We start from the raw sequence: 21,321 nt of genomic DNA on the forward strand, positions 1-21,321 counted from the left end.
CGCTCGCCCACCGGCTGTGGCTCCACGGGCAGGTGTCGCCGCACGACGGCCGCCGCGATCCCCACCCTTGGCCGCACCCCGACCGCTACCGGCCCCACGGCCGGATCCACTCGACCGTGGGCCGTACCCGGCGGTGTCGCGCTCCCCGGCCGAACGGCGAGACGATCGCTCATCCCGGTCCCGGCGGTCGTCACGACCACCCTCGCCCGAGCCACGGCCGCGATCGTCGCGCCGCCCGCCGGTGTTCTCCCGCTTCCCGCCGCGACCGCGACCTGTGCCACCGCTACCGCCGCGTCCGGCGCCGCCGGGTCCACGACGGTCGCCGCTCGCGGACGCCCCGGCTCGGCGGTCGAAGCCGGAACCCTTCACCTGCTCCGACGGACGTTCGCCACGAGCCGATCGTGGCGACGAATCACCTCGCCGATCGGCCCGACCCGAACCGTCGCCGTCGCGTTCTCTGCCGCTCATTCGACCACCGCATCCGGTTCGAGGCGGGCGCCGCGCGCCCAGTCCAGCGCGGACATCATCCGCTTACCCTGTGGCTGCACCTGATTCAGGCGGACGGCGGTGGTCGCCGTGCCCACGTAGACGCCGGTCTTGCGCACCTCGATACGCCCTTCCGGCAGTTCTTCTTCGACCAACTCGACCGGCCCGAGCTTGAGCCGGTTGCCCGCGACCACGGTCCACGCGCCGGGTGCGGGTGTGACGGCGCGAATGCGACGACTGACGGCGAGGGCGGGCTGATCCCAGCGCACCCGGGCCGCTTCCACCGACAGTTTCGGCGCGTAGGACACCCCGTCGGTGGATTGTGGAACCGCGTGCAGCGTCGCGTCTTCCACGCCGTCGAGGGTCTTCTCCAGCAGTGCCGCGCCGCTGTCGGCGAGCCGCTCCAGCAGCGCACCGGCGGTATCGGTGACGGCGATGCGTTCGGTCACCACACCGAAGACCGGACCGGTATCGAGCCCGGCCTCGATCTGGAAGGTCGAGGCACCGGTGAACTCGTCGCCCGCATCGATGGCCGCCTGCACCGGCGCCGCGCCACGCCAGGCGGGCAGCAGCGAGAAATGCAGATTGATCCAGCCGAACCGCGGAATGTCGAGCACCTGCTGCGGCAGCAGCGCGCCGTAGGCTACCACCGGACAGCAGTCCGGCGCCAGATCCGTGAGCTGGGCGACGAATTCGGGGTCGGCGGGACGCGCGGGGGTGAGCACCGGGATACCGTGTTCGTCGGCCAATGTGCCGACCGGCGATCGGGTGACCTTGCGGCCGCGTCCGGCGACGGCGTCGGGCCGGGTGATGACCGCCACCACCTCATGCCGTTCGGAGTCGATGAACCGTCGCAGCGACGGCACCGCGGGTTCGGGTGTGCCCGCGAACACGATGCGCATCAACGCCCCCGCTCGGCGACCGAACGGCTGGGGCGCACGGTGATTCCCGCGGCGAACCAGTCCGATTCCCGGATCGAGCGCATGGCGTCCTTACGGTCGGCGGGCTCGAGCCGGTCGATGAACAGCACACCGTCGAGGTGATCGGTTTCGTGCTGTACGCAGCGCGCCAGCAGGCCCTCGGCCTCGAACTCGACGGCGGCGCCGGTCATATCCACGCCGGAGGCGCGCACGCGCAGCGCGCGGCGGGTGTCGTAGCGCAGTCCGGGGATCGACAGGCAGCCCTCCGGTCCGATCTGCTCCTGTTCGTCCAGCACCGTCCAGGTGGGGTTCACCAGATGACCGGCCGCATCGCCGGTGTCGTAGACGAACACCCGCAATCCGACACCGATCTGCGGCGCGGCCATCCCGACCCCACCGTCGTCGTGCATGGTCTCGATCAGGTCGGTGACCAGCTGCCGCAGTTCACGATCGAATTCGGTGACCTCCGTCGCGCGGGCTCGCAGGATGGGGTCGCCGAACAGGCGAACGGGCTGAATGGTCACGGCGGCTCCCGGAGGACGGAGGAAATGCGGTCGCCCCATTCTAGAGAGCACGCCGGGCGGGCCGGAGATCCCGGATACCGGCAGCGATTACTGGTACAAATCCGGTGCGGTCCGGGCGGGGTGTCGAGCCCTCCGTCCGGCCGCCCGCCGCATCAGATATTGCCGCCGATGACGACCTGCGGGATGCCGGTGCCGAGTTGCACGGGTTCGCAGACCGGCGACGGCGCTGTTGCCGGATCGAGAGCTTCCAGCAACAGCTGCATCACGAACGGGTCGTAGACCATGTGGAAGTGACCGGTGAGGTTCGCCGGGCAGCGGTCCTGGATCACCACGTTCTCGGCGCCGGGGCCGTGCAGGGCGATGTTCTCGAAGGGCTGGATCATCTCGTCGACGCGGCTACCGATGGTCACGTAGTGCACGCCGGGCACGGTGTCGCCGCCCGCGTTCAGTTCCAGCATGATCGGTGAGCCCTGCGCCTGCTGCACCGCCGCCAGCGACGTCACCTGCGCGAACACCTCGAGCACGCCGGGAATGGCCTGGGCGATGGGCACCAGCCCGTACATCACCCCGCCATAGCTGGGCGAGGCCAGCCCGACCCAGCGGCCGACGTTCCTGGCGCCGCCGAGCTTGTTGATGTAGTAGCGGGTCACGTTCGCGCCCTGGGAGAAGCCGACCAGGTCCACCTTCTCGGCACCGGTGGCGGCGAGGACGTCGTCGACGAAAGCACCGATCTGGTAGGCACTCAGGCGCAGGTCCTCGGTGCCGAAGCTGGTGGCGCCGGGCTTACCGCCGTAGTTGAGCGCGAAAACGCAGTACCCCTCGGCGGCGAGCATGGGCGCGATGGCCGACCAGTCGGAGTAGGCGCTGGCATCGGTGCCGTGCGCCAGCACGACCGGACGCGGATGCGTGGGCGACGGTGTACAGCCGAAATCGTTGGTGTGTTCGGGGACGGAGTTCGGATGCGTCTTCATATAGAGCGCGGCGGCCAGATGGTCCGGTTGCGGCGGCGCCCACCCGGACGGCACCAGCGGCGGCTGGTATCCGGGTGGCTGGGCCCGCGCCGACCCGGATTGCGCCGTCGCCGCACCGATGAGCACGACCGCCGCCGCGACGCCGGCCAGGACGGCCCGGCCCCATTGTGATGTTCCCCGACCCCACAAACCGCGTGCTTGTTCCATATCACAATGATCTACCCTCTCCGCGCGAAAAGCCCGCCCAGGGCTGGGTATTCACCACCCCGTTATTTTTCGGGGGTCTCGTCGTCGGCCAGGATTCGATAGAGCGAACGGCGGGCGTCGTTGAGCACATCGGCTGCCTTGGCCGCCTGCTCCGGCGTGCCAGCCGCAGCGACCTGTGCGACCGCGCCCATGAGCTGTCCGACCAGTCCGCGCAGGTCGATCGCCTGGGCTCCGACGTCCTGTTTGACATCGGCCCACGGATCGCCGAGTTCATCACGATGCTCCTCGACGTAGGCGGTGCCGGATTCGGTGAGTTTCGCGGTCTTGCGACCGGCGACCTTCTCGATGAGCACCAGCCCCTCGTCCTCCAGTTGCGCCAGCGCGGGGTAGATGGATCCGGGACTCGGGCGCCACAGATCGTCACTGCGTTCGCGGATCTGCTGGATGAGTTCGTAGCCGTGCATCGGACGTTCGGTCAGCAGCAGCAAGATGGCCGCGCGGACATCGCCGCGCCTACCCCGCCCGCCCCGACCACGTCCGCGGCCGAATCCGGGACCGAAACCCGGGCCGAAACCCGGCCCGAACTCGGGACCGAATCCGTGCCGGCCACCGCGACGGAACTGGCCGCGGCGCGGCCCGCATTCGTCGAATCCGGGCCGTTGGCGACCACCGTGACGTCCATGCTCTCGATGCATTTCTGTGTTTTCCATGTCGAGCCTCCTCAGGCTTCGTACTTACTGAACACTATCGACGATATATCGGCAATCTATCCATGACAAGCCCCTCTCCGAAAAGGCCCGGCACCATCGGCGTGACGTCCCACACGAAACGGGCGCCACGCCGGCGGACCGCCGCGGCCTCAGCTCGCCAGCGAATCGATCCAGCGCGCCAACCGCTCCCCCTCCGCCGCCATCAGACCCGGATCACGAAAAGTGTTGGTGAGCAGCGATATTCCCTGATACGCCGCGATGAGCGCGACACCGAGTTCATCCGCATCCGCTCGCCCCATCGCTTCGAACTGCTGCCGCGCCCAGTCCACGAGGACGCGCATGGTCGCGGCGATCTCCGCGTCCAGCACCTCGGGGCGCTTGTCCATCTCGGAGGCGAGCGTGCCGAACGGGCAGCCGAACTGCGCCGCCTGATCGCGCAGATCGACCCATCCCGCGATCAGACCACGCAGCCGCGCCTGCGGGCTGTCGAGGCGATCGAGTTCCTCGAGTAGTCGCGCCAGCTGGTCCCGATGCGCGGCGACCGCCGCTTCGATCAGCTGATCCTTGGTTTTGAAGTAGTAGTACACATTGCCCACCGGCACCTCGGCCACCTTGGCAATGTCGGCGATGGTGGTTTTCTCCACACCGCGCTCGTAGAAGACCTGGACGGCGGCCTCGACCAACCGCTCCCGCTTGCCCGCCTTCATCGCACGCACTGAGTCAGTCATACAACTAACTGTAGACAGCTCGCGGCATATCCACTACCGTCGTGTTAGTCAGTCAACTAACTTAAGGATTCGATGATGATCGTGGTAACCGGAGCAACCGGAAATGTCGGCACGCCGCTGGTGGGTACCCTGGCGGCGGCGGGCGCGGAGGTGACGGCCGTATCGCGCACCGTCGCGCCCGATTCGGTCCCGCGGGGTGTGCGCACACATCAGGCGGATGTGACCGACCCGGAAAGCCTGCGACCGGCCCTCGACGGTGCCGAGGCACTGTTCCTGCACGACACCGGGATGAGCGCGCATCTGATGCGTCCGACCGACATCCTCGATATCGCCGAGGCCGGTGGCGTCCGCCGGGTGGTGCTGCTCTCGTCGCAGGGCGTGGTCACCCGCCCGGACTCGGCCTCGCACGGCGATATCGGTCGCGCCTTCGACGAAGCGGTGCGGCAGTCGGGACTGGAATGGACCATTCTGCGGCCCGGCGCTTTCCACTCCAATGCCTTCGCCTGGATTCCCTCGGTACGCGGATCCCGCACGGTCGCCGCACCATTCGGCGATATCGGCCTGCCGACCATCGACCCGCGCGATATCGCCGAAGTCGCCGCGGCGGCGCTACTGTCCGACGCCCACGCCGGGCAGGTCTATACGCTCACCGGACCGGAATCGAACACGCCACGGCAACGAGCCGCCTCGCTGGCCACCGCACTCGGTGCACCGATCGGATTCGTCGAGCAGACCCGGGCGCAGGCCAAGGACCAGATGCTGGAGTTCATGCCCGAACCCGTGGTGGAGACCACCCTGGACATTCTCGGTACGCCGACCGAGGACGAACTGCGGATCAGCTCCGATGTGCACCGGGTACTCGGCCGCCCGGCACGTACCTTCGCGGCATGGGCCGCCGACCATATCGCGCCGTTCCGCTGACGGTGCTGCCCATCGGTGATTGATCGATGGTCGACTCACCGGCCACCGACATCTCCCCGGTCCTCGCTCAGTAGCCGGATCTGCTGCTCCCCCTTGCGGTCTCGCACGTCGATGCCGAGGGCGAGCAGCTTTTCGTCGAATTCCTCGATGGCGGTGCGGTCGTCGTCGTCCATGGCCCGGCGGCGGCCGCGCAGCACCGCATCGAGATCGGCGCCGGTCTCGGGCCTGCCGTCGATCCAGCGGATGTACTCGCCGGCCATCGGGTCGTTGTCGTCGAGCCATGGATAGCCGTGCGCACGGAAGGCGCGGGCGATATCGCGGCCGCGCAGATCGTCGGCCTTGAACCGAGCCAGGGGACGCCGGTCACGGTCGATGAGTACCAGGTCGGCGTCCTCACGGAAGACCGATGCCACGTGTTCACGTGCCACGTACTTGTCGCGGCCGTCCCTGGACAGTTCGACATGATCGGTGTCGACGGTCAGGGCCAGGCTCTCACCGCGCGCGATCTCGAATATCACCGCGCCGCCGATGATCCCGACGACGGTGAGAATCGGTACCAGCCACACCGGCGGCACGGTCATCGCCACCTCCACCGGGCCGGGCACCTCGCCCAACAGATCCACCATCCAGCGCCCTACCACGGGCAGGGCGAACCCGATTCCACCGCCGAGCGCGGCGCCCGCGACACCGAACACCACCAACCACAGATAGGAAAAACGCAGGACAACAGGCTCGGTTTTCACCGGTCCTCCATTCGGGTCGGGCGCAGCAGTCGCGATACCGTCGCGCGCACCAGCGGGCGTGGATCCCGGTCCGGGTCGGCCGGGTCGGCGTTCAGGAAAGCGGCGTCGACGACGGCCAGAATCCACCGAGCGGTCTCGTCGGCGGGAAAGCCCGGGTCGAACTGCCCGGTCGCGACGCCCCGTTCGAGCAAGGTAGTCAAGGCCTCGGCGCTGAGCCGGGCGTCCTCGAGGACCATGTCGGCCAATTCCGGATCGTGGCCGAGCCGCCGCAGCAATTCGAACATGAGGCCAGGCGCGTCGGCGTCCAGCGCGTCGGCCACCAGCGCCTCGGCGATATCGAGAATGGCACCGAGGCAATCGGTTCGATCGATATGCCGCCGCACGAGTTCCGCATGCTCGGGAATCGACAGCTCGAAGATCGACCGGAAGACCGCGGCCTTGTCCTGGAAGTAATAGAACACGCTGCCCGAACTCAGCCCGGCCGCCGCCGCGATCTGCGCCGCCGTCGTGCGCTCGAAACCGTGGGTCGCGAACAGCTCCGCGGCGGCGAGAGTGATCGCACGCCTGCGCTCGGCAGTGCGTTGCGGGTCGACGGTACGGGCCATGATCCGACTCTATCATTAACTAATCGGCCAGTTAATGAATAGCAGCTGTCGACGGTCTTCTCACCGGCCGATCAGAGCTGTCCGGGCCGACGCCGCAGACTCACCGTCGCCGTCGAGTCGGAGGTCAGCCGATATCGACCGGGTCGATCTGGACGCGAAGCGGAGCGTCGGAGCGCTGAGCGCTGCGGAAAGCTTGTGCGGCGGTGAGGGCTCGGGCCAGGGCGGCGGCATCGCGGCGGGGAGTGCGCAGCAGCATGCGTTCCACCTCGGCGGGCGAATCGCCGGTGAAGGGCTTGCGGGCCAGGGGCGGCAACGGGACGGGCCCGAGGAGATCGGCCGATTCCGGGAGGGTGGCGGCGGCGAGGAGTTCGGTGATGGCCTCGGAGGTCCCGTCGACGGCGGCCATGCGCACCGCGGGCGGGAAGCCGACCTCGGCGCGGCTGTCGACCTCGGCTCTGGCGTGGCCGATCGGATCCCAGCGGATGAGCGCCTGGACCGTCGGTAGCGATGGTTCGGCCATCACCAGCACCTGGCCGTGCGCGCGGACCAGCGCGGCGGCGGTCATCCAGCGTCGCAGCGCGTCCTCGGATGCGCGCAGATCGGCGCGGCCGAGCAGCGCCCAGCCGTCGAGGAGCAGCGCGACGCCGTAGCCGCCGGGCAGGACGGGCTCCGCACCGACAGTCGCGACGACCACCTGCGGGCCGGGTTCGGCCGTGTCGAGCACCGCGCCACCACCGGAACCACGGATCGGTACACCGGGGAAGGCCCGGCCGAGTTCCTCCGCGGTGCGGGCCGCGCCGATCACCACCGCGCGCAGGGCCCGCGAACCGCATGCGGGACAACGGAAACCCGCCTCGGTCCGGCCGCACCAGCGGCAGCTGGGGCTGTGTGCGACGTCGGGTGGTTCGGCGGCGCCACGTCGAGGGCTCTCGGGCAGGGCGAGTGGACCATTGCAGTGTCGGCAGCGCGCCGGTGTACGACATTTCCCGCAGGCCAGCGACGGTACATAGCCGCGTCGCGGCACCTGGACCAGTACGGCGGCGCCTTCTTTCAGCGCGGCGCGGGCCGCGGCGAAGGCCGCGCCCGGTATCCGTACCGCGCGGGCGACCGGGTCGCGTTCCAGGGCGATATCGGTGTCGCCCGGTGCGCTGATCCGCGGCATGGCCGAGCGCAGTGTCGAGCGGTCGGCGACCAGATCGTGCGCCCATCCCGAGTCCACGACCGCCTGGATTTCGGCGGTCCGCGCGAAGCCGCCTGCCACGAATGCCGCCCCGGTCTCATGGGCACGCAGCATCGCCACTTCTCTGGCGTGCGGATACGGGGCGCGCGGCTCGGCGTAGGTATCGTCACCGTCGTCCCAGATGGCGATCAGGCCGAGGTCGTTGGCAGGCGCGAACACCGCGCTGCGGGTACCGACAACCACCCGCGCCGTCCCACGCAGCACCGCCAGCCAGCGCCGATAGCGTGCCGCGGGCCCGAGACCCGCCGACAATCCCACTGCCCTGTCCCCCACCAGCCGCTCGCATTCGGCCAGCACTCGATCCAGATCGCGTTGATCGGGCACCATCAGCACCACACTGCGTCCCCGGGCGACGACGATCGCCGCCAGCTCCGCCAACCGTGCCGCCCACTGCTCCCCCGGCAACGCCTGCCACGCCGCCCGCACACCTTTGTCCTGCGTCAGCGCTTCGAGGAAGCTCCCGCCATGCAGATAGCGGCCCCATCGTGCGGGATCGATTCCGGTGTGCGACAGCAGATCTACCGGCGTCGCATCCGCAGACGGATCGCTGTCCGCAGGATCGGGATCCTTCACCCCCTCCGCAACTGTGGCCTGCGAATCTTCCTCGCCCGCAGCGCATTCCTCGCCCGCGGCCGATTTCTTCGCCTTGCCCTTTGCGGTCGTACCGTTCTCGGTCCGTGCGTGTCGCGGTGGTATGGCCAGCCGCAGAACGTCGGCGCGGGTACCGGCGTAGCGGGCGGCGACGGAGGTGATGAGGCGCAGGATCTCGGGCGTCAGGACACGTTCGGCCGAGACGACCCGCTCCAGCGGCACCAACTTTCCCGAATGCTCGCTTCGGGTGAGCCGTTCGAGCAGGTAGCCGTCGACCAGGCGACCGGCGAAGCGGATGCGTACCCGCACGCCGGGCGCGGCGATCCCGTCGAGTTCGGGGGGTACGAGATAGTCGAAATCGCGGTCCAGATGGGCGGGGGTCAGCAGCGGGAGCACCCGTGCGATCGGATGCGATAGCGCCGCGGCGGGCCCCGACACAGCCGACACCCCCGGCGACGGGGCGTCGCCGGGGGTGTCGTGAGCCGCGAGTTCGTTCACCCGGGCGCGGAACCTACAGGCCCGCGGCGGCGCGCAGCTTATCGGCGCGGTCGGTGTGCTCCCAGGGCAGATCGATATCGGTGCGGCCGAAGTGGCCGTACGCGGCGGTCGGCGCGTAGATCGGGCGCAGCAGGTCCAGATCGCGGATGATCGCACCGGGGCGCAGGTCGAAGACCTCGGTGATGGCGCTGGCGATCCGCGCCGGGTCGACCTTCTCGGTGCCGAAGGTCTCCACGAACAGGCCGACCGGCGCCGCCTTACCGATGGCGTAGGCGACCTGTACCTCGACCCGGTCCGACAGGCCCGCCGCGACCACGTTCTTGGCGACCCAACGCATGGCGTAGGCGGCCGAACGGTCGACCTTCGACGGATCCTTACCGGAGAACGCGCCACCACCGTGCCGTGCCATACCGCCGTAGGTGTCGACGATGATCTTGCGGCCGGTCAGCCCCGCATCACCCATCGGACCGCCGAGCACGAACTTGCCGGTGGGGTTGACCAGCAACCGCACATCGGCGACATCGAGACTGGGCAGCGACAGATCGGCGAGCACCGAGTCGACGACCTTCTCGCGGATATCGGGGGCGAGCAGGTTGTCCAGATCGATATCGGCGGCGTGCTGGGTGGAAATGACCACGGTGTCCAGCCGCACCGGACGATCACCTTCGTATTCGATGGTGACCTGGGTCTTGCCGTCGGGCCGCAGGTACGGCAGCACACCCGACTTACGGACCTCGGTGAGCCGACGCGAGAGCCGGTGCGCCAGCGCGATCGGCAACGGCATCAGCTCGGGGGTGTCGGTGGTGGCGTAGCCGAACATCAGGCCCTGGTCACCGGCGCCCTGCTGTTCGATCTCGTCGTCGGAACCGCCGACGCGGGCCTCGTGCGAGGTGTCGACGCCCTGCGCGATATCCGGCGATTGCGCACCGATCGCGATGTTCACACCGCAGGAATTGCCGTCGAAACCCTTTGCCGAGGAGTCGTATCCGATCTCGAGGACCTTCTCCCGGACGATGCGCGGGATGTCCGCGTACGCCTCGGTGGTGACCTCACCGGCGACGTGCACCTGCCCGGTGGTCACCAGGGTTTCCACCGCGACCCGGCTGCGCGGATCTTCCGCCAGCAACGCGTCGAGGATGGAATCGCTGATGGCGTCACAGATCTTGTCCGGATGACCCTCGGTCACGGACTCACTGGTGAATAGCCGACTGCCGGTCGTGCGCACAGTTGTTCCCTCTCCCTCAACGGGTTGCTCTTGTCGGTCTGCGACCCTGGCGCCGCACTGCCGCTGCCGTGCTGCCTACGTTCGGCGGCACCCTTCGGTTCCACGACAACGTTGCCACGCCCGGGCGCAATCCTGATCCCAGACTATTCCAAACCACCGACGCATCGGTCTGCTGTCCTCGACCGCGGACCCGACCGTCGATGGCATCGTTGTATTACCCGCTCCCATTAGACGCCGCCGCTACGCTCTCGCGCATCGACTTGACGTGATTACGCCGCTCGCGCAACGTATCTCGGAGCCGGTAGCCACGGTGTCGGCCTCGTCGGCTCAGCTCAGCAGCGGTCCGAGCGCATCGAGCACCCGGCTCGCCAACAGCGCCTTCGACCCGTGGTCGAGCGACTGTTCGGTGCCGTCGGCGCCGAGCAGCCAGCCGTCGTTGGTGTCGACCTCGAAGGCCTTGCCCTCACCGACCGCGTTCACGACCAGCAGATCGCACCCCTTGCGGGCCAGTTTGGCGCGCGCGTGGGTGAGCACATCGCCGTGCTCGTCGCCGGTTTCGGCGGCGAATCCGACGATCGCGGTGCCGGACAGCTGCCCGTCGCGGCGGGCCTGGACCAGACCGGCGAGGATGTCGTCGTTCTTGGTCAGCGCGATGGTGTCGGGTTCGCCGGCGCCCTTCTTGATCTTGGCGGCCGCGACATTGGTCGGCCGGAAATCGGCCACCGCCGCCGCCATGATCACCGCGTCCGCACCCGCCGCATGCTTGTCGACAGCGGATTTGAGCTGGTCGGCGGTGGTGATGTGCACCAGATCGACGGCCGCGGGGGCAGCCATTTCGATCGTGTTGCCCGCGATGAGCGTGACGTGCGCACCCCGTTGGGCGGCCACCCTGGCCAGCGCGTACCCCTGTTTACCGGAGCTGCGGTTGCCGAGGAAGCGCACCGGATCCAGCGGTTCTCTGGTACCTCCGGCGGTGATGACCACCCGGCGGCCCTCGAGATCACGAGGTACGGCGTCGGCCCGCTCGAGCAGCAGCGTCGCCAGGCCGAAGATTTCCTCGGGCTCGGGCAGCCGTCCCGGACCGGTATCGGTGCCGGTGAGCCGACCCGAGGCCGGTTCCATGACGTTGGCGCCGTGCGCTCGCAGGGTGGCGACATTGGCGACGGTGGCCGGATGCTCCCACATCTCGGTGTGCATCGCGGGCGCGAAGAGGATGGGACATCGCGCGGTGAGCAGGGTGGCGGTGAGCAGATCGTCGGCGCGCCCGGTGGCGGCGCGCGCCATCAGATCGGCGGTCGCCGGTGCGATGACGACGAGATCGGCTTCCTGACCGAGCCGCACATGCGGTACCTCGGGCACATCGGCGAAGACCCCGGTGTGCACCGGGTTGCCCGAGAGCGCCTCGAAGGTGGCCTTGCCGACGAATTGCAGCGCCGATTCGGTAGGAATGACCCGGACCTCGTGTCCGGTTTCGGTGAAGCGGCGCACCAACGAGCACGCCTTGTAGGCGGCGATGCCCCCGCCGACCCCGACAACGACCCGTGTGGCCATTGCGCCTCCTGTGTTGTGCGCCGACACCGGCACCCGGTGTACCCGGCGAGCTGCGATGACACGCACCGGGCTCACCGGGACGAGGTCACTCGCCTTCGGTGTGCTCGAGCAGGTCGGAGTGGATCTCACGCATGGCCACCGACAGCGGCTTCTCCTGCGCGACGGGCTCGACCAGCGGGCCGACGTATTCGAGGATTCCGTCGCCGAGCTGGTTGTAGTAGTCGTTGATCTGGCGCGCCCGCTTGGCGGCGTAGATGACCAGGGCGTACTTGGACGAGGTCCGCTCCAGCAGCTCATCGATCGGCGGGTTGGTGAGGCCGATCGGAGTGTCGTAGGCGGGCGCGGAAAGGGTGTCCGTACTGCTCACTAGGGGGGCTCCTGCGGTGTGTTGACCGATGTTGTCGCGGACTGATGTCACGAACTCGAATTTGTGCTAACGAACAACGATACCAACTGCTCGCAGGCGCTGGTCACCTCGTCGTTCACGATGACGATGTCGAACTCGTCACAGGCGGCCAATTCGGTCCGCGCGGTCTCCAGTCGGCGCTCGATGACCTCCGGCGATTCGGTGCCGCGCGAGCGCAGCCGGGAGACCAGTTCATCCCAGCTCGGTGGCGCCAGGAAGACCAGCAGCGCCTCGGGCATCGCCTCGCGCACCGAACGGGCGCCTTCCAGGTCGACCTCCACCAGCACGGGCAGGCCCTTGGCCAATGCCTCGCGTACCGGTGCGGCCGGGGTGCCGGAGCGTTGTAGTCCGCCGTGGATATCGGCCCATTCGAGCAGATCCCCGGCCTCGATCATCGCGTCGAAATCGGCCCGGGTGACGAATCGGTAGTCACGGCCGTCGACCTCCCCGGGCCGTGGGGCCCGGGTCGTGGCCGACACGCTGAACACCAGGTGCGGTAGACGTTCACGAACGCAACGCACCACGGTGGACTTCCCCACGGCCGAGGGGCCGACCAGAACGACCAGCCGACCCTTCGTCATGTGTTCGACCACCGGCGGTTGTCAGGCGCCGAGGTCGAACTTGGCCAGCAGGGCCTTGCGCTGCCGATCGCCCAGACCGCGCAGACGGCGGGTAGGAGCGATCTCCAGCTCGGTCATGATCTCCGCCGCCTTGACCTTGCCGACCTTGGGCAGGGCTTCCAGCAGGGCGGACACCTTCATCTTGCCGATGATCTCATCGGTCTCGGCGTCGGCGAGGACCTTCTTCAGGTCGGTGCCGCCACGCTTCAAGCGCTCCTTGAGCTCCGCCCGAGCGCGGCGAGCGGCAGCCGCCTTCTCCAAAGCAGCGGCGCGCTGCTCGTCAGTCAGCTGGGGAAGGGCCACGGTTCCTCCGTCTCATCGTTCATTGCATCAACTACTGCCCGATAACCCGGCAGTGACAGCGACCGTACCCACGACTCCTGCCGATTGCGAACCCACCCCCCAGGTCAGCGCATGATTCGACGATGCCGTAGGGGACGCCGGAGACAATGCCCGACCCGGCTCGCCCACCCTCCCGAACACCGGTTCGAATACCCGAAACCGCCTGCAAGCAGGGCGTTTTCGTACATGGAACGAATTAGCGGGCTAGTTGCCACACAGTCGCGCGCGGCGCTGGCAAACTCAAAACCGCCCGACCAGGAACTTTCTCGAAAATTTCTGCGTGTCGCCCCATGAATCACACGCGTGTCGCGTATCGGGTGCACCGCGTGCCAAGCACCGGCCGCGCGCGGACCGACGAGCGGCACATCGGCAGGCGCCTCCGCGCCGGACAGGCGAAAGCTCGCACCGTGGCATCGCCGGAGGACATCCGAACGGCCTGGACAGTGCCGCAAAGGCCGGTGGACGCGTCTACGGGGAGCGACACGGCCTGATCCGGCATTCCCCCACCAACTGACCAGACCGTGTTTCAGCGGGCGCTCAGGGCACCGGTACGCGCATACGGCGCGAATCCGCGGATCGACGCTCGGACGTGGACCCGGCACGGACACGAATCAGGCCCGGCCCGAGGGGTGGGCGGGCCGGACCTGATGTCCCCCGCGAGTGCGAGGTGCTGTGGGGTGAACCGCCGGTCGTTGCCCCGCCGACGATCCCCCGACAACCTCCACAGCATCCCATCGCCGCGACGCCGATACCAGCACCACGGCCGATGCGTCGCGCATGAGACACCCGGGGAGAATCGCCGCGGACGGCGCGGCGATCGTGTATCACTGCCGCGGGCTAGCCCCGCAGGAAGGCGAAATCCTCCTGGAGCGCGGCGAGGCGAGCGCGCAGCGCGGGCACCGACGGGCCCTCGCGCAACACCTCGCGGGAAACGTTGGGCACCACACCGTGCAGCAGATGGTCGGGAACGAGGGCCCGGATCGAATCCGCTCCCCCACCCTGGGCGCCGACACCCGGCATCAGGATCGGCCCGTTGAGCGAACTCAGGTCCGGTGCCTCGGTGAGGGTGGCGCCGACGACGACGCCCACCGAACCGAAGTCCGCACCGGCATTGCGGGCCGCGGCGGCGTCGACCATCGCCTGCGCGATGGTGCGGCCGTCGTCGGCGGTGACGCGCTGCACCTCGGCGCCTTCCGGGTTCGAGGTCGCGGCGAGGACGAACACCCCGCGATGATTGGCCTGCGCCAGCTCTAGCGCCGGGTTCAGCGAGCCGAAGCCCAGATACGGCGAGACCGTCACCGCATCCGAGCCGAGTGGACCGTCACCGAGCCAGGCACGGGCGTAGGCGTCCATGGTCGAGCCGATATCGCCACGTTTGGCATCGGCCAGCACAAGGGTGCCGGAGTCGCGCAGCACCTCGATGGTGCGTTCGAGCACTCCGACCCCGCCCGCGCCGTATACCTCGAAGAACGCCACCTGGGGTTTGACCAGTGCGACGCAGCCGTCGAAGGCCTCGACGCAGATCTCGGCGAACGCTTCCAGTCCGTCCACATCATCGGTCAGGCCCCACTGGGTCAACAGGGCCGGATGCGGATCGATGCCGACACACAGCGGCCCGAAATGCCGCATGGCGTGCTGTAGCCGGTCGCCGAAAGTCTTCACCGATCCCGCTCCGTTCTCCTGATCGTGGCTCACCCGCGCAGTACGGCGTGCAGTTCTTGCAGCGACCGCACTCCGATACCACCGTTGATGCTGGCCTCGATGCCCTGTACGGCGGCGGCCGCACCCTGCACCGTGGTGATGCACGGAATGTTCACACCCACTGCCGCGCTGCGGATCTCGTAACCGTCGACGCGCGGGCCGGAGTTGCCGTAGGGGGTGTTGAACACCATATCGACCTCGCCGTCGCGGATCTGCTCGACGATGGTCGGCTCGTCGGCCGGACCGTCCTCGGAATGCTTACGCACCCGTTCGCAGGGAATGCCGTTGCGGCGCAACATCTCCGCGGTGCCCTCGGTGGCCAGGATGCGGAAGCCCAGATCGTTGAGCCGTTTGACCGGGAACACCATTGCGCGCTTGTCGCGGTTGGCGATGGAGACGAACACGGTGCCCTCGGTGGGCAGCGAACCGTAGGCCGCGGCCTGGCTCTTGGCGAAGGCGGTGCCGAAATCGGCGTCGATGCCCATGACCTCACCGGTCGACTTCATCTCCGGCGAGAGAAGCGAATCCACACCGCTGCCGTCGGCCTTGCGGAACCGGTGGAACGGCAGTACGGCCTCCTTCACCGCGACCGGCGCATCCAGTGCGACGTGCCCGCCGTCGCCCTCACCGGGCAGCATGCCCTCCTTGCGGAGTTCGGCGATGGTGGTGCCGAGCATGATCCGCGCGGCGGCCTTGGCCAGTGGCACGGCGGTGGCCTTGGAGACGAACGGCACGGTGCGGCTGGCGCGCGGGTTGGCCTCGAGCACGTAGAGCACATCGTCCTTGAGCGCGTACTGCACATTGAGCAGGCCCTTGACGCCGATGCCCTTGGCCAGCGCGACGGTGGAGCGGCGCACGGCTTCGATATCACTGCGGCCGAGGGTGATCGGCGGCAGCGCGCACGCGGAGTCGCCGGAGTGGATACCGGCTTCCTCGATGTGCTCCATCACGCCGCCGAGGTAGACCTCCTCGCCGTCGCAGAGCGCGTCGACGTCGATCTCGATGGCGTCTTCCAGGAAGCGGTCCACCAGGACCGGATGCTCCGGGTTCAGTTCGGTGGCGCGGGAGATGTAGCCCTCGAGCGAGGTCTCGTCGTAGACGATCTCCATACCGCGACCGCCGAGCACATACGACGGCCGGACCAGTACCGGATAGCCGATCCCGGCCGCGATCTTCTTGGCCTGTTCGACGGTAGTGGCGGTGCCGTACTTCGGTGCGGGCAGCCCGGCCGCGACCAGGACGTCACCGAATTCGCCGCGGTCCTCGGCCAGGTCGATGGCGGCGGCGCTGGTGCCGACCACGGGAACGCCCGCGTCGGTGAGCCGCTGCGCCAACCCGAGCGGGGTCTGGCCGCCGAGCTGCACGATGACGCCGGCGACGGTGCCCGATTCGGACTCCGCGTGATAGATCTCGAGCACGTCTTCGAAGGTGAGCGGTTCGAAGTAGAGACGATCGGCGGTGTCGTAGTCGGTGGAGACGGTTTCCGGGTTGCAGTTGACCATCACCGTCTCGTACCCGGCCTGCGACAGCGTCTGCGCCGCGTGCACACACGAGTAGTCGAACTCGATGCCCTGACCGATCCGGTTCGGGCCGGAACCGAGGATGAGCACCTTGTCGCGTTCTGGCTGCGGCGCGACCTCGGACTCCGCGGCGGGATCGAGTTCATAGGTCGAATAGTGGTACGGGGTCTTGGCCTCGAACTCGGCCGCGCAGGTGTCGACGGTCTTGAACACCGGCCGCACCCCGAGCCGGTGCCGCAGCGCGCGCACACCGCTCTCCCCGGCCAGTTCCGGACGCAGCGCGGCGATCTGACGATCGGACAGACCGTAGTGCTTGGCCCGGCGCAGCAGCGACTCGTCCAGTACGGGCGCGTCGAGCAGTTCCTGACGCAGCTCGACCAGGCCAGCGACCTCGGCGACGAACCAGGGGTCGATCCCGGAGGCCGCGGCGACGTCGTCGATGCTCGCGCCCAGCCGCAGCGCCCGCTCCACCTGGTAGATGCGGCCCTCGGTGGGGACGCGCAGGTCGTCGAGGATGGCGGTGATCGCGGTCTGGATCGCTTCGGGAGTGTCGGAGGCGGGCGCCCACTCGCCGTCGTCGGTGGTCCAGAATCCGGTGGACTTGGTTTCCAGCGAACGCAGCACCTTGCCGAGCGCCTCGGCGAAGTTGCGACCCAGCGACATCGCCTCACCCACCGACTTCATGGTGGTGGTCAAGGTGGCGTCGGCGCCGGGGAACTTCTCGAACGCGAACCGCGGCGCCTTCACCACGACGTAGTCGAGGGTCGGCTCGAAACAGGCCGGGGTTTCCTTGGTGATGTCGTTGACGATCTCGTCGAGCGTGTAGCCGATGGCCAGTTTGGCCGCGATCTTGGCGATCGGGAATCCGGTGGCCTTCGAGGCCAGCGCCGAGGAGCGCGACACCCGCGGGTTCATCTCGATGACGATCAGCCGGCCGTCGCGCGGATCCACCGCGAACTGGATATTGCAGCCGCCGGTGTCGACACCGACCTCACGCAGGATCGCGATACCGAGATCGCGCATCTTCTGGTATTCGCGGTCGGTCAGCGTCATGGCCGGGGCGACGGTGACCGAATCACCGGTGTGCACGCCCATCGGGTCGACATTCTCGATGGAGCAGACGATCACGACATTGTCGCGGCCGTCGCGCATCAGCTCGAGTTCGTATTCCTTCCAGCCGAGGATCGACTCCTCGATCAGGACGTTCGCGGTCGGCGATGCGGCCAGACCGCCACCGGCGATGCGGTCGAGATCCTCGTCGTTGTAGGCCATACCGGAGCCGAGGCCACCCATGGTGAACGAGGGCCGCACGACCACCGGGAAGCCCAGCTCGGCGACGGTCTCGCGCACCTCGTCCATGGTGAAACAGACCCGCGAGCGAGCGCTCTCGCCGCCGACCTTCGCGACGATGTCCTTGAACTTCTGCCGGTCCTCACCGCGCTGGATGGCCTCGAAGTCGGCGCCGATCAGCTCGACGTCGTACTTCTCCAGCACACCGCGCTCGTGCAGGGCGACGGCGGTGTTGAGCGCGGTCTGCCCGCCGAGGGTGGCGAGGATGGCGTCGGGACGTTCCTTGGCGATGACCTTCTCGACGAACTCCGGGGTGATCGGCTCCACGTAGGTGGAGTCGGCGAACTCCGGATCGGTCATGATCGTGGCCGGATTGGAGTTCACCAGCGAGACCCGCAGGCCCTCGGCCCGCAGCACCCGGCACGCCTGGGTGCCGGAGTAGTCGAACTCGCAGGCCTGACCGATGACGATCGGGCCCGAGCCGATCACCAGAATGTGGTTCAGATCGGTGCGGCGAGGCATCAGGCTCCTTCCATCAGACCGGCGAAACGGTCGAACAAGTACGCGGCGTCATGGGGGCCGGCGGCGGCTTCGGGGTGGTATTGCACGGAGAACGCGCGGCCGTCGACCAGCCGCACACCCTCGACGGTGCCGTCATTGGCGCAGACGTGGCTGACCTCAGCCTTGCCGAACGGGGTGTCGAACTGCTCACCCTGTTCACCTTCGAGGGCGAAGCCGTGGTTCTGCGCGGTGATCGAGATGCGGCCGGTCTCGTGTTCGACGACCGGGATGTTGATGCCGCGGTGGCCGAACTTCATCTTGTAGGTGCCGCGGCCCAGCGCCCGGCCGAGGATCTGGTTGCCGAAGCAGATGCCGAACAGGGGCAGCCCCGCACCGAGGATGCCGCGGGTGAGTTCCACCGCACCGTCCTGGGTGGCCGGATCGCCCGGACCGTTGGACAGGAACACACCGTCGGGCTTCAGTTCCCGGATCTGGTCGAGCGAGGTGCCCGAGGGCACCACATGCACCCGCATACCGCGTTCGGCGAACATGCGCGGGGTGTTGGTCTTGATGCCGAGATCGACCGCGACCACGGTGAAGCGGTGGTCGCCGCCGGGTTCGATGGTGTAGAGCCCGTCGGTGCTGACCTCCTCGGCCAGATCGGCGCCGAGCATGGACGGCTGACCGTTGACCCTGGCCACCAGTTCGTCGACGGTGGCGGCGACGGCGTCACCGCTGAAGATGCCGGCCTTCATCGAACCGCGGGTGCGCAGATGCCGCACCACCGCGCGGGTGTCGATGCCCGCGATGCCGACGACGTGCTGCCGGTCCAGTTCCTCGGGCAGGGTGTGGGTGGCGCGCCAATTGGAGGCGCGGCGCGCCGGATCGCGCACCGCGTACCCGGCGACCCAGATCTTGCCGGACTCGTCGTCCTCGTCGTTCCAGCCGGTGTTGCCGATCTGCGGGGCCGTGGCCACCACGATCTGGCGGTGATAGCTGGGGTCGGTGAGGGTTTCCTGGTATCCGGTCATCGCGGTGCAGAACACCGCCTCACCGAGTGTCTCGCCCACGGCGCCGTAGGCCGTACCGCGGAAAACCCGGCCGTCCTCCAGCACCAGTGCCGCTTCGTTGTGTCCGCTCATCCCTCGTCGTCTCCCGTCGTCACCCGTGCCCACGCCGGATACACCGTCTTGTCGTCACCTCGGAAACCGGTGTCTATCTCGGTTCCGGTCGGCAGTGTCCAGCGAATCACCAGCACACCATCTTCTGTCATCACCTTGCCCGCGTGGCCGCGTTCGGTACGCACCGCCGTGATGGATTCCTGGGGGATCCAGATCGCCGCCGCGCCGTCCCGTTCGAGCAGGATGCCCCGCTCGAATCTGGTGAGTTCGGCCGTGGCCCGAAAGCCCAGGTCGCCGACCGCGATCCGGTCCTGCCAGCTCGGCGCCATGGTGCTGCCGAGATAGAGGCCGGTGGTCGGTTCCAGGACCTGTGCGCCCAGCTCCGGCGGTACCGGTGGCAGTTCGCCGATCCGTTCGGTCTGCCGCGCCGCCCGGTTCCGCCAGCCCCGATACATCAGGTAGATCAACGCCGCCCACAGCAGGAGCAGGCCGACCACCCACAGTGTCCGTTCCATTACGCCTCGCCCCCGGCCCGCACCGAGGGCGCCGCCGCACCGTCGCGGGCGGTGATCCGGCCGCGCAACATCGTGGTGGTGACGCGACCGCGCAGCGTCATGGTCTCGTACGGCGTGTTGTCGGAGATGCTGGCCAGTTCCTTGGACCGGACGGTCCAGGTGGCCTCCGGGTCGACCAGGACGAGGTTGGCGGGTTCGCCCACGGCGATCGGCCTGCCGTGCGAGTCGAGGCCGACGATCTCGGCGGGCCGTTCACTCATCACCCGCGCGACTCCGCGCCAGTCCAGCAGGCCGGACCGCACCATGGTGCCCGCCACGATCGACAGCGCCGTCTCCAACCCGAGCATGCCCGGCCGCGCAGCCGCGAACTCGCAACATTTGTCCTGTTCGGCGTGCGGTGCGTGGTCGGTGGCCACACAGTCGACGATGCCCTCGGCCAGCGCCTGCCGCAGCGCCGCCACATCGGCGGGTTCGCGCAGCGGCGGGTTCACCTTGAATACCGCGTCGTAGCTCTCCAACCGCGAATCGTCGAGCAGCAGATGATGCGGCGTGACCTCGGCGGTGATCGAGATGCCCTGCGCCTTGGCCCATTTCAGCAGTTCCACGGTGCCCGCTGTCGAGGCGTGGCAGATGTGGACGCGCGCGCCCGCATCGCGGGCGAGCAGGGCGTCACGGGCGACGATGGATTCCTCGGCGGCCCGCGGCCACCCGGCCAGGCCGAGCCGGGCCGCGGTGGGGCCTTCGTGTGCCACGGCGCCGACCGTCAGCCGCGGTTCCTCTGCATGCTGGGCGATCAGTACACCCAGCGAGTTCGCGTATTCCAGTGCGCGACGCATGATGAGCGGGTCGTAGACGCAGTGGCCGTCATCGGAGAACATGCGCACCGCGCCGATCCCTGCGGCCATGGTGCCCATCTCGGCGAGCTGTTTGCCCGCCAGTCCCACCGTGACCGCGCCGACCGGGTACACATCGACCAGGCCGACTTCCTGACCGCGTCGCCACACATGGTCGGTCACCACATGCGAATCGGCCACCGGGTTGGTGTTGGCCATCGCGAAGACCGCGGTGTAGCCACCCAATGCGGCCGCGGCGGAACCGGATTCGATGGTCTCGGTGTCCTCCCGTCCCGGTTCGCGCAGATGGGTGTGCAGGTCGACGAAACCCGGCAGCAGGATCTGTCCCGCGCCGTCGATGATCTCGGCGCCGTCGACCACACCGAGGTCGGTCGCGATCTCGCGGATCTCACCCTCGGCGACCAGAACGTCCACCGGCTCGCCCTCGCCGTAGACGAGCACGCCTTTGAGCAGTACCGAGTCGCTCACGCTGCGACCTCCTGGCATGATCGGGCGCCCGCCGCGGTGACGCACGCCGCCTTCTCCGGACGC

General features: G+C 68.4%; 19 protein-coding genes. 1 reads left to right on the forward strand and 18 read right to left on the reverse strand.

The annotated features are described in order from the left end of the window. Positions 1–464 precede the first annotated feature (464 nt). From fmt to QH168_RS24690, 5 genes are all read right to left on the reverse strand, one after another. Positions 465–1,388, reverse strand: a complete 924-nt coding sequence (gene fmt / locus QH168_RS24670; protein ID WP_280468062.1) for a methionyl-tRNA formyltransferase — start codon at positions 1,386–1,388, stop codon at positions 465–467. Further along, complete coding sequence (def, locus tag QH168_RS24675) at positions 1,388–1,930, reverse strand: peptide deformylase (protein ID WP_280468063.1); 543 nt, start codon at positions 1,928–1,930, stop codon at positions 1,388–1,390. Before def ends, fmt begins: the two co-directional genes overlap by 1 nt. A gap of 152 nt (positions 1,931–2,082) precedes the next feature. Next, on the reverse strand, positions 2,083–3,108 hold the full coding sequence (locus QH168_RS24680) for an esterase/lipase family protein (protein ID WP_280468064.1): 1,026 nt from the start codon (positions 3,106–3,108) through the stop codon (positions 2,083–2,085). Between the two features lie 62 nt (positions 3,109–3,170). Then, positions 3,171–3,818 carry a PadR family transcriptional regulator gene (locus QH168_RS24685; protein WP_280468065.1) on the reverse strand — a complete coding sequence of 216 codons (648 nt, stop codon included), beginning with the start codon at positions 3,816–3,818 and terminating at the stop codon, positions 3,171–3,173. 149 nt (positions 3,819–3,967) lie between these two features. Next, the gene (locus QH168_RS24690) at positions 3,968–4,546 is read right to left on the reverse strand and encodes a TetR/AcrR family transcriptional regulator (RefSeq protein ID WP_280468066.1); all 579 of its coding nucleotides are present in this window, start codon (positions 4,544–4,546) and stop codon (positions 3,968–3,970) included. A gap of 72 nt (positions 4,547–4,618) precedes the next feature. On the opposite strand from QH168_RS24690, the gene QH168_RS24695 reads away from it, so the two are divergent. Next, complete coding sequence (locus tag QH168_RS24695; RefSeq protein ID WP_280468068.1) at positions 4,619–5,467, forward strand: SDR family oxidoreductase; 849 nt, start codon at positions 4,619–4,621, stop codon at positions 5,465–5,467. A 35-nt stretch (positions 5,468–5,502) separates the two neighbouring features. Here the strand turns inward: QH168_RS24695 and QH168_RS24700 are convergent, their stop codons facing one another. From QH168_RS24700 to QH168_RS24760, 13 genes are all read right to left on the reverse strand, one after another. After that, complete coding sequence (locus QH168_RS24700) at positions 5,503–6,210, reverse strand: YqeB family protein (protein WP_280468069.1); 708 nt, start codon at positions 6,208–6,210, stop codon at positions 5,503–5,505. Continuing rightward, positions 6,207–6,815 (reverse strand): TetR/AcrR family transcriptional regulator, encoded by a 609-nt coding sequence (locus QH168_RS24705; protein WP_280468071.1) that lies wholly within the window; start codon positions 6,813–6,815, stop codon positions 6,207–6,209. Before QH168_RS24705 ends, QH168_RS24700 begins: the two co-directional genes overlap by 4 nt. 124 nt (positions 6,816–6,939) lie before the next feature. After that, positions 6,940–9,084 carry a primosomal protein N' gene (locus tag QH168_RS24710; RefSeq protein ID WP_280468326.1) on the reverse strand — a complete coding sequence of 715 codons (2,145 nt, stop codon included), beginning with the start codon at positions 9,082–9,084 and terminating at the stop codon, positions 6,940–6,942. 73 nt (positions 9,085–9,157) lie between these two features. After that, positions 9,158–10,369, reverse strand: coding sequence for a methionine adenosyltransferase (metK, locus tag QH168_RS24715; protein WP_280468072.1), 1,212 nt, complete (start codon positions 10,367–10,369; stop codon positions 9,158–9,160). Positions 10,370–10,696: 327 nt separating this feature from the next. After that, a complete protein-coding gene (gene coaBC, locus QH168_RS24720; RefSeq protein ID WP_280468074.1) occupies positions 10,697–11,920 on the reverse strand; it encodes a bifunctional phosphopantothenoylcysteine decarboxylase/phosphopantothenate--cysteine ligase CoaBC in 1,224 nt (407 codons plus the stop codon). A gap of 85 nt (positions 11,921–12,005) precedes the next feature. Further along, the gene (gene rpoZ, locus QH168_RS24725; protein WP_280468075.1) at positions 12,006–12,287 is read right to left on the reverse strand and encodes a DNA-directed RNA polymerase subunit omega; all 282 of its coding nucleotides are present in this window, start codon (positions 12,285–12,287) and stop codon (positions 12,006–12,008) included. 47 nt (positions 12,288–12,334) lie between these two features. Beyond that, a complete protein-coding gene (gene gmk, locus QH168_RS24730) occupies positions 12,335–12,907 on the reverse strand; it encodes a guanylate kinase (RefSeq protein WP_280468076.1) in 573 nt (190 codons plus the stop codon). Positions 12,908–12,928: 21 nt separating this feature from the next. Further along, complete coding sequence (gene mihF, locus QH168_RS24735) at positions 12,929–13,249, reverse strand: integration host factor, actinobacterial type (protein WP_163825081.1); 321 nt, start codon at positions 13,247–13,249, stop codon at positions 12,929–12,931. A gap of 876 nt (positions 13,250–14,125) precedes the next feature. Further along, positions 14,126–14,950 (reverse strand): orotidine-5'-phosphate decarboxylase, encoded by an 825-nt coding sequence (gene pyrF, locus QH168_RS24740; RefSeq protein ID WP_280468078.1) that lies wholly within the window; start codon positions 14,948–14,950, stop codon positions 14,126–14,128. Between the two features lie 29 nt (positions 14,951–14,979). After that, the gene (carB, locus tag QH168_RS24745) at positions 14,980–18,321 is read right to left on the reverse strand and encodes a carbamoyl-phosphate synthase large subunit (RefSeq protein WP_280468080.1); all 3,342 of its coding nucleotides are present in this window, start codon (positions 18,319–18,321) and stop codon (positions 14,980–14,982) included. Then, positions 18,321–19,442 (reverse strand): glutamine-hydrolyzing carbamoyl-phosphate synthase small subunit, encoded by a 1,122-nt coding sequence (carA, locus tag QH168_RS24750; protein ID WP_280468082.1) that lies wholly within the window; start codon positions 19,440–19,442, stop codon positions 18,321–18,323. The genes carB and carA overlap by 1 nt, the downstream gene beginning before the upstream one ends. Next, on the reverse strand, positions 19,439–19,936 hold the full coding sequence (locus QH168_RS24755; protein WP_280468083.1) for a transporter: 498 nt from the start codon (positions 19,934–19,936) through the stop codon (positions 19,439–19,441). The genes carA and QH168_RS24755 overlap by 4 nt, the downstream gene beginning before the upstream one ends. Beyond that, a complete protein-coding gene (locus tag QH168_RS24760) occupies positions 19,936–21,258 on the reverse strand; it encodes a dihydroorotase (RefSeq protein ID WP_280468085.1) in 1,323 nt (440 codons plus the stop codon). Before QH168_RS24760 ends, QH168_RS24755 begins: the two co-directional genes overlap by 1 nt. Positions 21,259–21,321 lie beyond the last annotated feature (63 nt).

Origin of the sequence: Nocardia cyriacigeorgica (assembly GCF_029868385.1) — a bacterium.
In the GTDB taxonomy this organism is placed as follows: domain Bacteria; phylum Actinomycetota; class Actinomycetes; order Mycobacteriales; family Mycobacteriaceae; genus Nocardia; species Nocardia cyriacigeorgica_F.

Bases quoted from the DNA above. Each gene is read 5' to 3' on its own strand.
- fmt (WP_280468062.1), bottom strand. From the start codon at position 1,388: ATGCGCATCGTGTTCGCGGGCACACCCGAACCCGCGGTGCCGTCGCTG.
- QH168_RS24680 (WP_280468064.1), bottom strand. From the start codon at position 3,108: ATGGAACAAGCACGCGGTTTGTGGGGTCGGGGAACATCACAATGGGGC.
- QH168_RS24685 (WP_280468065.1), bottom strand. From the start codon at position 3,818: ATGGAAAACACAGAAATGCATCGAGAGCATGGACGTCACGGTGGTCGC.
- QH168_RS24690 (WP_280468066.1), bottom strand. From the start codon at position 4,546: ATGACTGACTCAGTGCGTGCGATGAAGGCGGGCAAGCGGGAGCGGTTG.
- QH168_RS24695 (WP_280468068.1), top strand. From the start codon at position 4,619: ATGATGATCGTGGTAACCGGAGCAACCGGAAATGTCGGCACGCCGCTG.
- QH168_RS24705 (WP_280468071.1), bottom strand. From the start codon at position 6,815: ATGGCCCGTACCGTCGACCCGCAACGCACTGCCGAGCGCAGGCGTGCG.
- coaBC (WP_280468074.1), bottom strand. From the start codon at position 11,920: ATGGCCACACGGGTCGTTGTCGGGGTCGGCGGGGGCATCGCCGCCTAC.
- gmk (WP_280468076.1), bottom strand. From the start codon at position 12,907: ATGACGAAGGGTCGGCTGGTCGTTCTGGTCGGCCCCTCGGCCGTGGGG.
- carB (WP_280468080.1), bottom strand. From the start codon at position 18,321: ATGCCTCGCCGCACCGATCTGAACCACATTCTGGTGATCGGCTCGGGC.
- carA (WP_280468082.1), bottom strand. From the start codon at position 19,442: ATGAGCGGACACAACGAAGCGGCACTGGTGCTGGAGGACGGCCGGGTT.
- QH168_RS24755 (WP_280468083.1), bottom strand. From the start codon at position 19,936: ATGGAACGGACACTGTGGGTGGTCGGCCTGCTCCTGCTGTGGGCGGCG.